This window comes from Rhodococcus sp. NPDC127593, assembly GCF_042671975.1.
Classification (GTDB): Bacteria; Actinomycetota; Actinomycetes; order Mycobacteriales; family Mycobacteriaceae; genus Rhodococcus_F.
Genome location: NZ_JBHXWI010000044.1, coordinates 20,894 through 34,849 on the forward strand (window position 1 = coordinate 20,894; position 13,956 = coordinate 34,849).

Sequence of the window (13,956 nt, forward strand, 5' to 3'; positions counted from 1 at the left end):
TTCACTCAGCTGCGGCTATCGACTCCTCTTTCCGACGCTACCCGTGGCCACGCCGCCCACGCGATACCCTGCTCCGTTCATACCGCGTGGTCTCTACATCTCCGCAATCAGAGAAGAGCACAACGACCGGTTTGTTTTGCGTATCAAAACGTTCGGGTTCCGGTTCGACGGTCAGCCGTTGGCGGCCGCCAGAGTTCGAGTCGCGGAATGTCCGGTGGCTCGAATCCCAGCACCTGGCCGTAGAAGGACAGTTCGGCGTTACGCGAGCTGATCAGGGTGGCCAGCTTCCGGAATCCGTGCGACTCCCCCTCGTATTCGAGGTAGGCGTGCGGGATGCCCTTCTCCAGGAGCGCGTCCCGGAACCGTTCCGCCTGCGACGGCGGCACGATCGGATCGTCGAGCCCCTGTAGGAGCAGAACCGGGCAGTTCAGTCCGGCAACGTTGTTCAGCGGTGCACGCTCGGCGTAGAGGTCGGCCGCCTCGGGCAGCGGGCCGATGAGGCCGTCGATGTATCGGGACTCGAAATCGTGTGTCTCCTTCACGAACCCGTCGAGTTCCGCCACCCCGAAGTAGGACGCACCGCAGGCGAACACGTCCGACGTGGTCAGCGCCGCGAGCACGGTCCACCCGCCGGCGGATCCGCCCTCGATCGCCAGCCGGCCGGGGTCCGCCATGCCCGCCTCGGCCAGGCCGGTCACCGCGGTCACCACGTCCTCGACGTCGACGACCCCCCACTGTCCCCGCAAGCGGTTGCGATACTCGCGCCCGTATCCCGTGGACCCGCCGTAGTTCACGTCGACGACGCCGATGCCGCGACTGGTGAAGAACGCGAACACGGGATTCAGCGAAGGCGCGACCCGCGACGTCGGTCCGCCGTGCACGAACGCCACATACGGCGGCAACTCCCCGTCCTCGCCCCGGTACCGCGGGTGACGCGGCGGGTAGGCGATCACGTGGACTTCGCGTTCGGCGCCCTGGAACGTCAGCTGCCGGGCCTCGGGGAGATATGCCGCCTCGGGAAGTTCGGTGACGGACAGCCGGACCGTGCGGAGTGCGCCGGTGTCGAGGTCGAGTTCGCGCAGGCCCGACGGGGTCTGGGCGCCGCCGGTGAGCAGCAGGATCCGGTTGCCGTTGCGGTCCCCGAGGCCGACGCTGGTGAGCCCGTCCAGAGGGATGTCCACGAGCGAACCGGTCGCGGGATCGAGGACGGCGAGCGTGTCGGTTCCGAACGTCCTCACGGTCAGGAGCGTGCCGTCGTCGCGGCGGGTGTGCCAGCGGCCGCCGAGCATCCACAGCGCGCCGCCGAAGTCGGCGTCCATCGGGCACAAAGCGACCGGGTCGGGATCGTCGATGCCGACGCGGTAGAGATTCCACCACCCGCTGCGGTCGCTGATCGTGTACAGCTCGGTGGGCCCGACCCACTCCGGTTGCAGCACCGATTCCTCGGGACCGCCGAGAAGTGTCCGCACCTTCCCGGTCACCCGGCCGCCCTCGACCGCCACGACCCTGAGCTCGGTGCCGTCCCACGGCATCTGCGGGTGATCCCACGCGATCCAGGCGAGGTGCCTGCGATCCGGGGACAGCCGCGGATTGGCCAGGAAGTCCGAGCCGGCGACGACGGACCGCACTCGATGCGGATCGTTCGCCGCCGACCCGTCCAGCGGAATCACGCAGATGTCGCGGGAGACGCCGCCGTCCGTGTCGTGCATCTCGCGGACGGCCCACACCTCGCCGTCGACCACCGACAGGTCGCCGTACCGCAGCGAGCACGGCTGCGGCGGCTCCGGTGTCAGCGGCACCGGTGTCCCGCCTTCCAGCAGGTACAGACGCTGATCGCTGAACTCGGCGAACACCAGGCGGCCGGCGTCGGTGACGGTCCAGGCGCCGCCGCCGTACTCGTGGACGCGGGTGCGGGCGTTCCACGGCGCCGGCAGGACGTCTTCCGGTTCGTCGTCCAGACCGAGGCGCCGCACCGCGACCCGGCCGCCTTCGCTGGGTCGCAGTTCGGACCACCAGACGTCGTCGCCCACGTACCGGCCGCCCTCGACGGGATGGCCGCTGGAGGCGAGATCCGCCGCCGCGATCGGAGAGGGCCAGGAACCGTAAGGCGCAGAGGTCATCCGCCGAGGATATTCCGCCGTCCGCTACTCCGCAGGCAGCCACGCGCCGTGAAGGCCCGCCGGAACCCGGATCGGTAGCCGCACCTTCCCGATCGGCCCCGACCCGGGGTCGTCGGCGGGCAGCACGAAGAACCAGGACGACATGTCGCGCCGGTCGGTGCCGATCATTCCCCAGTACTCGTGCTCGGCGCTGGGCATGAAGATCGGCTCGCCCACCGACACGCTCCCCGGATCCCAGTGCGCCTCGGTGCCGCGGGCCGTGTCGAAGAACCACAGCGAATCCTGCCGGCCCTGGCTGCGGTCGAGTTTGCCGACGGTCGCCACCGTGCGGTGCCCTCGGGTCAGCTCACGGTCGTCGACCCGCGGGAACTCGACGTCGCGGTCGCACACCACCTCTCGCGTCACCCGTCCGCTGCCGGGGTCGACGACGGCGCGAACCAACGAGCCGAGCGACGGCGACGGGGCCTTCGCGAATCCACCGGGATACGTCCACTCGACGTAGTCGACGCTCACCCTCCCATCGGGCAGATCGAAGGCGTTCGCGAAGTGCCACACCCAGTAGGCGTCGTGCGTCGTCCACCGGACCGGCCCGCCGTCGCGGGGCACCAGCGCGATCCTCGTGCCGTCCTCGGGCCGCCAGTCGAGCACGGACCCGCCGGTCAGCACGGCGGCGATGTCGAAGACCAGCGGGCACAGCATCAGAACGATGTAGTGCTCGGTGAGCGCCATGTCGTGGATCATCAGCGGTGTGTCCACACCCTCGACCGGCGTCGGTGTCCGCGCGACCGAGCCGTCGCGGTTCACCACCGACCACGTCAGGTACGGGGCCTCGAGCTGGTAGTTGAACAGCACCATTTGTCCGGTGACCGGGTCGATCTTGGGGTGCGCGGTGCTCCCCACATCCATGGCGCCGTCACAGTTCTCCCGCCCCAGCGTGCTCAGGTCGGCGGGGTCGAGGCGGAACGGCAGCGTGGTCTCGGCCATCGCGAGCAGCCGTCCGCCGTGCCGGACGATGTTGATGTCGGGCAGCTCGCGCGACGTGCCCGCCAGTTCGGGCCCCACTTCGTCCTCCGTCGGCGTGTAGAGGTCGGTGACCCCGGGCCAGATGACGTGCCCGGCTTTCTCCTCCGCCTGCACCATCGGGGTTCGGACGAAGCGGTTGGTGTATCGGGCCGCACCGTCGGCCAATTCGACTCGGTGGACCATGCCGTCGCCGTCGAGCGGATAGACGTACGTCCCGATCGGGTCGAAGCGCGGATTGGGACCGTTGCGTAGATAGGTGCCGTGCAGATCGGCGGGCAGCTCGCCGATCACCTCGAGATCCCGGACGTCCACCTCCTCCCGTTGCGGCGCGAACACCCCCACGAGGTGGCTGTGGTGCGCGATGTCGACGGGTCCGGGACGACGGGTTACCGGTGCTGACATGTGCGTCCTTCCCTCCGGGCGCGGTGGACACGAGACGGATCTGGCCCCCTCTCGAGGGTACGGCGGCCACCTGCGCGGGCGGGGTGTTTCGACGTCGCGACGGCGGTCCGATACCCACCAGTAGAAATCCGGTTGCCCGGGAGTGGGAGAATGACGCTCGTGAGCAACCCAGACCACGGCCATCACCGCATGCCGCACCGCAAGCTGGAGCAGTCCACCAAGCTTCAGAACGTGCTCTACGAGATTCGTGGACCGGTACATGCCCACGCCGCCCGGCTGGAGGCGGAAGGCCACCGGATCCTGAAGCTCAACATCGGCAACCCCGCGCCGTTCGGTTTCGACGCGCCGGACGTGATCATGCGCGACATGATCGCCGCGCTCCCGTACGCGCAGGGTTACTCCGAGTCCAAGGGCATCCTGTCGGCACGGCGCGCGATCGTCACCCGCTACGAGCTGGTCGCCGGGTTCCCCGAACTCGACGTCGACAACATCTACCTGGGCAACGGTGTGTCCGAGCTCATCACGATGACGATGCAGGCGCTCCTCGACAACGGCGACGAGGTGCTGATCCCGGCGCCGGACTACCCGCTGTGGACGGCGATGACGAGCCTCGCCGGCGGCACCCCGGTGCACTACCTGTGCGACGAGGGCAACGACTGGAACCCCGACATCGCGGACATCGAGTCGAAGATCACCGACAAGACCAAGGCGCTGCTGGTCATCAACCCGAACAACCCGACGGGTGCGGTGTACTCGATGGAGGTGCTGCAGCAGCTCGTGGACCTGGCGCGCAAGCATCAGCTGCTGCTTCTCGCGGACGAGATCTACGACAAGATCCTGTACGACGACGCCAAGCACATCTCACTCGCGACGTTGGCCCCGGACCTGCTGTGCCTGACGTTCAACGGGCTGTCGAAGGCGTACCGCGTCGCCGGCTACCGGTCCGGTTGGGTGGCCATCACGGGCCCGAAGGAACACGCCGCGGGTTTCCTCGAGGGACTCGATCTGCTGGCGTCGACGCGCCTGTGCCCGAATGTGCCCGGTCAGCACGCCATCCAGGTGGCGCTCGGTGGGCATCAGAGCATCGAGGACCTGATCCTGCCGGGTGGTCGACTGCTCGAGCAACGTGATGTGGCCTGGGAACGCCTCAACATGATTCCGGGTGTGTCGTGTGTGAAGCCGAAGGGCGCGCTGTACGCCTTCCCCCGCCTCGACCCGAACGTGTACGAGATCTACGACGACGAGAAGCTGGTCCAGGATCTTCTGCTGCAGGAGAAGATCCTGATGGTGCAGGGCACCGGCTTCAACTGGCCGGACCACGACCATCTCCGCATCGTGACGCTGCCGTGGGCGCGTGATCTCGCTGTCGCCATCGAGCGGTTCGGAAATTTCCTCACCAGCTACAAGCAGTAGGATCGAGACACAGCAAGCGACACGCGCGTCGCTTGCGTGTCTCCTGGGGGAAAAGCATGGTCACCAGCACCCGCGCGCGTTTCGGACAATTCGTCCACAGACGACGGCGTTTGCTGAACCTCACACAGGACCAGGTCACGGCCGCGGGTGGCCCGTCCGACGCCGCGCAGACGCGCGCCGAGAACGGGACCGGCCCGGATCCGAGCATCGAGACCCTCCGCAAACTGGACTCCGCGCTCCGCTGGGCGCCGGGCAGCGCGGCGCGCACCCTCGACGGTGGTCATCCGACTCCCCTCGAGGCGCTCGACGGGGAGGACCGGTCGCCGACCTCGCGCCCGCTGACGCTCGGGCCGTCGGAGATCCCGCTGGATCTGGACACAATCATCGAGATCTTGGGGCCGCACACCCAGATCACCAAGCTGAGCGCGGCGCACCCCGAGGTTCCGGGGCTCGCCGAAGCAGCAGGCGAACTGAGCCGTGTGGTCTCGAAGATCACCGGCGCGTACGTGACGCGGTTGCTGGAAGTCAACGGAGGACCCGCCGGGCCGCGCCAGCCGCTGGTCGAATTCGCGTTCGGCCAACTGCTGGAGGAACCGTCCACGGTCACCGACCCGCGTGAACTCGAGGAGGCGCGGTATCGCCGCTTCCTCTACGGCCGGGGAGAGGACCTCGACGCCGCCACCCGGGAGCGCTTCTGGCGTCGATGGGAGGACGCGGTGAAACTTGTGGCCACCGAGGATCCTGAACGCAGCGGAGACGCGGAGGTGAACGCATGAACGGCGTGCCACTGTCGGTGCGGGTCAACCGCCTCTTCTCGCTGGCCCACGACCTCGACGGTCCCGAACCGGGCGAAGACGCCGTCGCCGTGGGTGTGTCGCGGATTCTCGGCCGTCCAGTCGAGCCGTCCGAGATCGAGTCCCTGCGCAGGAACGATCACCACGCGCCCGAGCCCGACGTCCTGCGGGCGGTCGCGCAGCACTTCCATGCCCCCGAGCAGTACCTCGCCGCCGACGGCTACCACGACTACGACACGCTGGTCCGTTTCAAGATCGCGGTCCGCGCGGCCGGAGTCCGGCACCTGTCGATGCGATCGCTCGACGCCGGCGCGGAGCCGACCACCGCGGAGATGGAATCGCTGATTCCCCTTCTGGAGAATCTGCGGCGGAGTCACGGACCGATGCCGGTCGCGGCGCCGGACCCTCGTCAGACCTGAGCGGGGACGCGCGCCGACGGGTCCGCGGGGCCGCCGAACTGAGGGAGGCGACGCGCCCACAGTTCGGCCGCCACGTGCTCGGCGTCCCGCCAGTGATCGGCCATCCGGGCCAGCTCCCACGGTTCGCCGCCGACATCGGTCGTGAACAGGTGGGCCGTCGCGCCCGTGCCGTGCGCCCGGTGACCAGCCCTGCGGGCCAGGCACGCGAGGTGAAGCCGCGTCGCCGTGACCACGGGCGATGCGGTGCCGGTATGCCCGCCGAGTTCGAACACCACGTGCCGGTCGAGGATCATGATCGCGTCGCGGATCTCGACGCTCATGCGGTCCAGGCGGCCGCGGGCGGACAGTGCCCGGCGATCCGCCGGACGCAGTTCCAGGACCACTTCGGGCACCGCGCCGGTCAGGGTCCGCCACATCGGCCGCAGACGCCGGGTGACCCGCCGCGATCGCCGCCGGTGACCGAGCACCCGTGCCACCGGTCCCACCGAGATGAGCGCGCCCGCCGACACGACGAGCAGGCGGATGAACGCCCCCGAGTCGCTGTGCGATTCGGTCAGGGCGTTGTCTTCGCTGACCGCGTTGACCACGCCGGTCGTCATGACGACCCCCATGTCGAATACCTCGAACAACGACAGGGCGATGACCGCGAGAAACACCCGCCGCTCGCGTCCCGGCGTCGCGCTGCGCACGGCCTTCAGCGAGATCCACAGGTTGAGCAGGGCGACGGACAGGATCGGAACCGCGTACGTGATGCAGTACGCCGCGAAAGGCCAGCCACCCTCGTCGGCGATGGCGACGCCCCGCGATCGCGCGGGCGTGCTCAGGCCGATGAGGATCGCCCCGGCGACGAGACACATCGACAACGAGACGACGTGGATGCGGGGAAGACGCGCCGGGCCGAGCGCCCACGCGGAGAACAGGCTGATCAGCGACGCCGCGGTGAGGATGATGCAGACGTTGCTGAGAGTGTTCGCGAATCCGTACCCGAACCAGCGGTCGAGCCAGACCTGTGCCAGCGATCGCTGGAGGACCAGGGAGAGGGAGGCGAAGACGACGGCGGCGTTCATCCGGCGTTCGGCGACCGTCGATCGGACGAGAGCCAGGCGCAGGAGCGTCGTCCCCCAGACGACGGCGAGGAGCGGCCAGCTCACATAGGTGGGCGGTGCGTACACGGCGTCAGAATGTTCCGAGCATCCGCGACACCCGTGCGTCACCGACGGTGTCGTCGCTCGTCCTCGCTCGGCGACCCGCCATGATCAGGGTGGCGAGAAGTTCCGCCTCGTATTCCTGGTCGTTCGAATAGTTGGACCGGCCGAGCATTTTGACCACGCGTGCCGTGTCGACCGACGGCGCGGCCACCGACAGCACCGTCGAGTCGACGGAGGTGTCCCCGATCGTGTCGCGGTCGTGGCCGAGCTCCATGTGAGCCAGTTCGTGGCAGATGATGTGGGTGGCGTGCACGTCCGACGTCCCTGCTGCGTAGAGGATCACGTCGTCCTCGGCCCGTGCGAGCCAGAGGCCGGAATGACCGCCCTGGACCAGGGCATGCGAGACCGGGACCAGGTGGATCGGACGCCCACGACGGGCCGCGAGGCCGGCGACGAGCTGATCCCTGTTCCAGGGCACGGCAATACCCATCTCCGCCACGACCCGGCGGAGATGGTTGCTGGATCGCGACTGCCGCGAGATTCGCACTGGAACACCTCCGAACGGCCATAATCCTAGGCCGTCGGGGTATGAGGTCACGACATGTGGGCGATTTCACCTACCCGGTTGACGAATACCCCTACCGTGTCGGTAGATTGGCAACCGGCACCTCGAGTGCCGCGAGCACCTGTCGCCCCTCCCCCCCCTGTGGGCGCCAGGTCGGTGGCGGGGTCAACCCCCCCTGTACCCCGCCACCCAGCTCGGCAAATCTCTCCACCAGCGGCTCGGCGTCCGCGGAACACACCCCTCGTTCGGAGTTCCGGACCACCCCTGTGTGGAGTTCGGCGTTCGCTGCAAATTAGCTGCTGCGTGCCATGCTTCGATATCTAATCACACCGGCGACATATAAGCGACACGAGAGCAATACAAGCCTGACAGGTCGGCAACACTGGTACCGCACGCCACTTCCGTCACAGCGTCGCCGGGCGCCGTCCGACTACCCTGTCGTGCGTGCCGAGACAATCCCCCCAGCAGCCGACGCGATGCGGCCGATGAGCGAATTCCACGGACACGGACACGGACACGGCCACAGCGACGGACCGGCCCCGATGGGGCCCACGGCCGCCAAGGTGGTCGTCGGGCTCCTCGTCGCCATCGGTGTCGCGGTGCTCATCGGCGCCATCGCGTTGTGGCCCGGCAAGCCGGGCGCCGACGTCGAACAGCCCTTCCAGAGCGCCCAGGGGGGTGCGGTCGTCACGGAGTCGGGCACGGTCACGATGCAGAACATCGGCGACTGTGGAAGTCCGTCGGCCGGGCGCGTCTTCACCGGCACCCCGCTGCCGCCGCCCGCCGGCGCGTACGAGTGCCAGCGCAGCATCGTCGACATCGAGTCCGGTCCCAACTCCGGTACCCAGACACTGCTGGAAATCATTCCCGGACCCGGGCAACCCGACCTCCGGGTCGGCGAGAGCATCCGGCTGTCCCGTCAGACGGACGTGAACGGCACAACCGAGTACTCGTTCGAGGACTACGCCCGCGGCCTGCCCGTCACCCTCATCGCACTCGCGTTCGCCGTCGTCGTGATCGCGGTCGCGCGCTGGCGCGGCTTCCGGGCGCTCGTCGGCATCGTCGTCTCGTTCGGCGTGCTCGTCCTGTTCACGCTCCCGGCCCTGCTGGACGGACAACCCGCGATTCCGGTGGCGCTCGTCTCCGGCGCCGTGATCCTGTATGCCGTGCTGTATCTCGCTCACGGTGTCTCCCTGCGAACGAGTTCGGCGTTGCTGGGCACTCTCGCGTCGATGCTGGTGGCCGCCGTCCTGTCCTACGCCACCATCGAGATGACCCGTCTGACAGGACTTTCCGAGGAGCAGAACACCAACGTCCAGACGTACATACAGCACGTCAGCATCACCGGGCTCCTGCTGGCCGGTTTCATCATCGGCTCGCTCGGTGTGCTCAACGACGTCACCATCACGCAGGCGGCGTCGGCGTTCGAACTGGCGTCGCTGGACCCCGACGCGTCCCGGCGTCAGATCTTCGGTTCGGCGATGCGCGTCGGTCGCGATCACATCGCCAGCACTGTCTACACCCTCGTCCTCGCGTATGCCGGCGGGGCGTTGCCGCTGCTGTTGCTGTTCAGTGTGGCGGGGCGGTCGATCCAGGACGTACTGCTCAGCGATGCCGTGGCCATCGAGATCGTGCGTTCGGCGGTCGGTGGCATCGCCCTGGCACTGTCGGTTCCGCTGACCACCGCGATCGCGGTGATGTTGGCACGTCCGATCGGCGCGGGTCCTTCCGGCACGACCCCCGCGGTCAAGCCGTCACGGGGTGGCCGCCATTCCAAGTAGCGCGGCGACCGTTAGCTGAAGGCGCCGAACTCCCGGAGGACGATGAAGACGATGGCGATGACCATCAGCGCGTAGACGGTCAGCATCGTCACTTTGGCCGCATGCTCGCTGGTGGGCGGGAACATCTTCAGGATCGGCTTCGTATACGCGACGAGCCGGCGCGTTTCTGCCGGCGCGGCCGCCGAAGGCCTGGGAACGCTGGGAGTGCTGTGGAACTCCGCTGGATTTGCAGACACTGCACACATCCTCTCTACGCCGGAACCATTCCCATGGTAAGCCCGCGGAGCGGTGACGACTACGTTCCCGGGAACCTGGGGAGTTCGGGCAGCTGGAACGGCGGCAATTGGATCTGCGGCAGACCGGGGAACAGCGGCGCGGGCGGTGGGGGCGGCGGTGCGGGCGCCGGCTCGGGAATCCGGATCTGCGACGCCGTCTGGACCGGCGCGTCGACGGCTTCGGACGTCGCAGGCGGCGGGGGCGTCGTCGGCGACGGCGTGGCCATCTCGGTCACGACCGGCGACGCGGTGGTGAGTTGCGTGGTCACCGGCTGAGACGAGCCCTCGGTGCGTGCCAGCAGGTTCTTGCCGTACCCGAGCCCGAGACCGATCACCGCCACCACGGCGAGTGCGCTGCCCGCCAGCGCGGCCCCCCGGATCTGGAGCTTGGCCACCTGCTGACTCGGCGGCGGCGCGGCGGCGCTCAGCCAGGACGGAGTACTCGACGGAGCACCGGTGCGTGCGACGGTCGCGCTCGGAGCCTGGTTCGAGACGGCGGCGTCGAATCCGGTCGATACGGCCGTCCCGGGTGTGGACCGCGGTGTGTAGTGCGGCGGGAGGACCCTGGCGACCTCGGCGGGTGGCGGCACCACCTGCTGGGCGAGCAGCGCAGCACCCTGTGCCGCAACGAGTTCGGGGTGATCGGGAACGACGACGGGCAATCCGAGCCACGACTGCAGCACCGTGCGCACCAGAGGAATGCGTGCACCGCCGCCGATGAGCACCACCGCATCCGGGGTTCGTCCCGACCTCGTGATCACGTCGCGGGCGAGGCGCGCCGAGGATTCGACGGTGACACCGATCAGCCCGTCCAACACGTCGCGGGAGAGCAACAGCAGTCCGCCGTCGCCGGGCACCGCGACGGCGCCGCCGGTGGACAGCCGCTCTTTCGCCTCGCGACAGCGGAGGTCGAGTGCGAGGCCGGCGGCCGCGTCGCCGGGTTCCTCGATCCGCTTGTTGTCCAACTGGTTGTCGCGGATCAGCCGGTCGAAGACGTCTCCGCTCACGGTGTCGGTGCGGGCCGTCTCGACCACCTCCCCCGTCGCCCGGTCGACGACGCTCACGGTGAGCCCGGAGCTGCCCAGGTCGTAGAACACGAGCGTCGCATGGTGGCCGAGGGCGCCCGAGACGTCGAGGAACTTCAGTGCCGCCGAGGCCTCGGTGACGAGCTGGTAGTTGCCGAGCTGCTGCCGGGCCATCGCCGCCTGGACGGCGCCTGCCTGGGCTTCGTCGCGGTAGGCGACCCCGGTGGCTCGGACCTGCCCGGCGTCGGGTGCCCCGGCGAGGACGACGCCGATGGATTCGGCGGCGAGTTCCTCCGGGAGATCCCGGCCCGCGGCGACGACCTGGGCCCGGAAATCGGGGACGAGCCGGCTCCCGGTGTCGTCACGGTTCACGGAGTCGGGTCGTGCCAAGCGCACAGCGCTCGCACCGACCGACACACCTAGAACCGAACTCATGGGCCGCCTTCGACTGTGCACGGGTTCGATCCGGAATCCCCCCACTCCATGGCCGCAGTCTAGCGAAGCGGTCCGACGCAGCAACCGGGCAACCGTTCGGCGGGAGACAACTCAGAAGTTGCTCGCGATGATCACTCCCGCGATGCCCGTGCCCAGGGGCACGAACATGCACGGTGGCACGACCGTGTGCGTGGGATCGAGGGTGTTGAGTACCAGTTGCTGCGAGAACGGGTCGTAGGGCAGGTTGAAATGTCCGGTCTGATCGATCGGGCACAGGTCCTGGACGAGGATGTTGGTGGCACCGGGGTCGTGCAGCGTCACGTTGGTGTACGGCTGGATCACCTCGTCGTACCGCGTCCCGATCGTGGTGTATTCGACGCCGGGGACGGTGTCACCGCCGGCATTGAGCGCGGTGAGGAACGGCGATCCCTGCACCTGCTCGGCGAGAGCCTCCGAACCGATCCCCACGATCAGTTCGTTGCCGCCGGGCAGCGTTTGCAGAGCCGTGGCGATCCCGAAGAACGTTCCACCGTAGGACGGCGACGCGATACCGATCCAGCGGTTCACCTTCGAGGCCCCGCCGAGCCTGTTGGTGTAGTAACGGGCCACCGTCGCGCCCTGCGAGTGCCCGATCAGGTCGACCTCGTCTGCACCGGTGGCGGACAGTACGTCGTCGACGAATACCTCGAGTTCGGCTGCCCCCTGGGTCATCGTCTGCATCCCATAGTGTTCGGTGCCCGGTTTCTGTCCGTAGTTCAGGGCGAACACGCAGTAGCCGGCGGCCTTCAGTTTCGGGCTCAACCCGGCCCAGTTCGAATAGGCACTGCCGTCGCTGCCGTGAACGAGAATCACGGGATGAGGGTGCGCGGGACCAGGGCGGCACGAGAAGTCGTTGGTCCCGGGCGGCACTGAATGCGGATGGTGCTTCGCGTACGAGATCGCCGCGCCCGCGTCCGATTGTGCCGGCCCCGGCAGGGTCGGAACTTCCGCAGCGTGAGCGGGCGTGACGCCGAACGCGCAGATGACCGCGGCGAGGAGCGCGAGTAGGGATCCGTGACGTGCCTTCGACATCGTCAGCCCTCCGTTGCGATTGAGGCTGACGCTACCGGCCGCCGCTGCCCCGGGAGCGCAGATCGTCAACCCGTTATCGCGGGTGCCGCGAAGTCACAATCCGTTATCTCGGCGCGCTAGCCCCGCCCCAGCCCCCGGTAGACCCACCCGGCGGCGCGCCAATCCGCGGCGTCGAGGCAGTTGCGGCCGTCGACCATCACCCGCGCACGCACCACATCGTTCAGATCTTCCGGTTTCAGGGCCGCGAATTCCGCCCACTCGGTGAGCAGAAGCACGGCGTCGGCGTTGTCGCACGCCTCGACCGCCGACGTCGCGTAGTTCAGCGTCGGGAACAGTCTTCGCGAGTTGTCCAGCGCTTTCGGGTCGTAGACGCTGACCACCGCCCCGTGCAGCTGCATCATTCCCGCGACGTTGAGTGCCGGCGAATCACGAACGTCGTCGGATTCGGGCTTGAACGCCGCGCCGAGCACGGCGACGTTGGCGCCGAGCAGCGAACCCCCGCACACCTGCGCCGCCAACTCCACCATCCGGGTGCGGCGCCGCATGTTGATGCTGTCGACCTCCCGGAGGAAGTGCAGTGCCTGGTTCGCGCCCAGTTCACCCGCCCGCGCCATGAACGCGCGGATGTCCTTGGGCAGGCAGCCGCCGCCGAAGCCGAGGCCGGCGTTGAGGAAGCGCCGGCCGATCCGCGCGTCGTATCCCAGGGCGTCGGCGAGTTGGGTGACGTCGGCGCCGGTGGCCTCGCACACCTCGGAGATGGCGTTGATGAACGAGATCTTGGTGGCGAGGAACGCGTTGGCCGAGACCTTCACCAGTTCCGCGGTGGCGAGGTCGGTGACCAGGAACGGAATGTCCTCCCCGAGCAGGCGGGCATACAGTTCGCGCAACTCGGTCTCCGCGCGTCCGGGGCGCTGCCGATCCACACCCAGCACCATCCGGTCGGGATGCAGGGTGTCCTCGACGGCGAAGCCCTCCCGCAGGAACTCCGGATTCCACGCCACTTCCACGGCGTCACCCGCCGGGGCGAGCGCCCGGGCCCGCGCACCCAGATCCGCCGCCGTCCCGACGGGAACGGTCGACTTGCCGACGATGACGGCGGGACGATCGAGCAGCGGCGCGAGCGTGTCGATCACCGAGTGCACGTGCCGCAGGTCCGCGGCGTACTCCCCCTTCTTCTGCGGGGTGCCGACACCGAGAAAGTGGAGGTCCGCGAACTCGGCGGCCTCGCTGTAGGACGTGGTGAAGTGCAGTCGGCCGGCGTCGATGTTCCGGCGCAGCACCTCCCCGAGCCCGGGCTCGTAGAACGGGACCTCCCCGGAGGAGAGCTTCGCCACTTTTCCGGGATCGATATCGACGCCCAGGACGTCGTGGCCCAGTTCCGCCATACAGGCGGCGTGGGTGGCTCCCAGGTATCCGGTTCCAAACACGGTGCAGCGCATGCACCCTTGATAACCAGCGCAGGTGAGCGCGATATTTACCCGACTG

12 protein-coding genes are annotated in these 13,956 nt (G+C 68.4%); 4 read left to right on the top strand and 8 right to left on the bottom strand.

Annotated elements, in window-relative coordinates; all coding sequences use genetic code 11:
- Positions 1-143: 143 nt before the first annotated feature.
- Positions 144-2,120: a prolyl oligopeptidase family serine peptidase gene (locus ACFVJ3_RS33795; protein WP_378456203.1), complete on the bottom strand. Its 1,977-nt coding sequence runs from the start codon at positions 2,118-2,120 to the stop codon at positions 144-146.
- Positions 2,121-2,144: 24 nt separating this feature from the next.
- The gene (locus tag ACFVJ3_RS33800) at positions 2,145-3,545 is read right to left on the bottom strand and encodes a carotenoid oxygenase family protein (protein WP_378456204.1); all 1,401 of its coding nucleotides are present in this window, start codon (positions 3,543-3,545) and stop codon (positions 2,145-2,147) included.
- A 150-nt stretch (positions 3,546-3,695) separates the two neighbouring features.
- Here ACFVJ3_RS33800 and ACFVJ3_RS33805 point away from each other — a divergent pair, with 150 nt between their 5' ends.
- The 3 genes from ACFVJ3_RS33805 to ACFVJ3_RS33815 are packed head-to-tail and all read left to right on the top strand — an operon-like array spanning position 3,696 to position 6,171.
- Complete coding sequence (locus ACFVJ3_RS33805) at positions 3,696-4,958, top strand: pyridoxal phosphate-dependent aminotransferase (protein WP_378456205.1); 1,263 nt, start codon at positions 3,696-3,698, stop codon at positions 4,956-4,958.
- A 56-nt stretch (positions 4,959-5,014) separates the two neighbouring features.
- Positions 5,015-5,734 carry an XRE family transcriptional regulator gene (locus ACFVJ3_RS33810; RefSeq protein WP_378456206.1) on the top strand — a complete coding sequence of 240 codons (720 nt, stop codon included), beginning with the start codon at positions 5,015-5,017 and terminating at the stop codon, positions 5,732-5,734.
- Positions 5,731-6,171 (top strand): hypothetical protein, encoded by a 441-nt coding sequence (locus ACFVJ3_RS33815; RefSeq protein WP_378456207.1) that lies wholly within the window; start codon positions 5,731-5,733, stop codon positions 6,169-6,171. The genes ACFVJ3_RS33810 and ACFVJ3_RS33815 overlap by 4 nt, the downstream gene beginning before the upstream one ends.
- Here ACFVJ3_RS33815 and ACFVJ3_RS33820 read toward each other — a convergent pair.
- On the bottom strand, positions 6,162-7,343 hold the full coding sequence (locus ACFVJ3_RS33820; RefSeq protein WP_378456208.1) for an MAB_1171c family putative transporter: 1,182 nt from the start codon (positions 7,341-7,343) through the stop codon (positions 6,162-6,164). The two genes, ACFVJ3_RS33815 and ACFVJ3_RS33820, sit on opposite strands and share 10 nt — an antisense overlap.
- A gap of 4 nt (positions 7,344-7,347) precedes the next feature.
- Positions 7,348-7,866 (bottom strand): hypothetical protein, encoded by a 519-nt coding sequence (locus ACFVJ3_RS33825; protein ID WP_378456209.1) that lies wholly within the window; start codon positions 7,864-7,866, stop codon positions 7,348-7,350.
- Positions 7,867-8,369: 503 nt separating this feature from the next.
- On the opposite strand from ACFVJ3_RS33825, the gene ACFVJ3_RS33830 reads away from it, so the two are divergent.
- Complete coding sequence (locus tag ACFVJ3_RS33830) at positions 8,370-9,665, top strand: YibE/F family protein (protein WP_378456210.1); 1,296 nt, start codon at positions 8,370-8,372, stop codon at positions 9,663-9,665.
- An 11-nt stretch (positions 9,666-9,676) separates the two neighbouring features.
- Here ACFVJ3_RS33830 and ACFVJ3_RS33835 read toward each other — a convergent pair whose 3' ends face one another.
- The 4 genes from ACFVJ3_RS33835 to ACFVJ3_RS33850 form a co-directional block, all read right to left on the bottom strand.
- Positions 9,677-9,901 carry a hypothetical protein gene (locus tag ACFVJ3_RS33835; protein ID WP_378456211.1) on the bottom strand — a complete coding sequence of 75 codons (225 nt, stop codon included), beginning with the start codon at positions 9,899-9,901 and terminating at the stop codon, positions 9,677-9,679.
- A gap of 59 nt (positions 9,902-9,960) precedes the next feature.
- Complete coding sequence (locus ACFVJ3_RS33840; protein ID WP_378456212.1) at positions 9,961-11,400, bottom strand: Hsp70 family protein; 1,440 nt, start codon at positions 11,398-11,400, stop codon at positions 9,961-9,963.
- Between the two features lie 111 nt (positions 11,401-11,511).
- On the bottom strand, positions 11,512-12,471 hold the full coding sequence (locus tag ACFVJ3_RS33845; protein WP_378456213.1) for an esterase/lipase family protein: 960 nt from the start codon (positions 12,469-12,471) through the stop codon (positions 11,512-11,514).
- A gap of 116 nt (positions 12,472-12,587) precedes the next feature.
- Positions 12,588-13,910 (bottom strand): UDP-glucose/GDP-mannose dehydrogenase family protein, encoded by a 1,323-nt coding sequence (locus tag ACFVJ3_RS33850; RefSeq protein ID WP_005563241.1) that lies wholly within the window; start codon positions 13,908-13,910, stop codon positions 12,588-12,590.
- Between the last annotated feature and the right edge of the window lie 46 nt (positions 13,911-13,956).

Bases quoted from the DNA above. Each gene is read 5' to 3' on its own strand.
- ACFVJ3_RS33810 (WP_378456206.1), top strand. From the start codon at position 5,015: ATGGTCACCAGCACCCGCGCGCGTTTCGGACAATTCGTCCACAGACGA.
- ACFVJ3_RS33845 (WP_378456213.1), bottom strand. From the start codon at position 12,471: ATGTCGAAGGCACGTCACGGATCCCTACTCGCGCTCCTCGCCGCGGTC.
- ACFVJ3_RS33800 (WP_378456204.1), bottom strand. From the start codon at position 3,545: ATGTCAGCACCGGTAACCCGTCGTCCCGGACCCGTCGACATCGCGCAC.
- ACFVJ3_RS33805 (WP_378456205.1), top strand. From the start codon at position 3,696: ATGACGCTCGTGAGCAACCCAGACCACGGCCATCACCGCATGCCGCAC.
- ACFVJ3_RS33815 (WP_378456207.1), top strand. From the start codon at position 5,731: ATGAACGGCGTGCCACTGTCGGTGCGGGTCAACCGCCTCTTCTCGCTG.
- ACFVJ3_RS33850 (WP_005563241.1), bottom strand. From the start codon at position 13,910: ATGCGCTGCACCGTGTTTGGAACCGGATACCTGGGAGCCACCCACGCC.
- ACFVJ3_RS33795 (WP_378456203.1), bottom strand. From the start codon at position 2,120: ATGACCTCTGCGCCTTACGGTTCCTGGCCCTCTCCGATCGCGGCGGCG.
- ACFVJ3_RS33830 (WP_378456210.1), top strand. From the start codon at position 8,370: ATGAGCGAATTCCACGGACACGGACACGGACACGGCCACAGCGACGGA.
- ACFVJ3_RS33840 (WP_378456212.1), bottom strand. From the start codon at position 11,400: ATGAGTTCGGTTCTAGGTGTGTCGGTCGGTGCGAGCGCTGTGCGCTTG.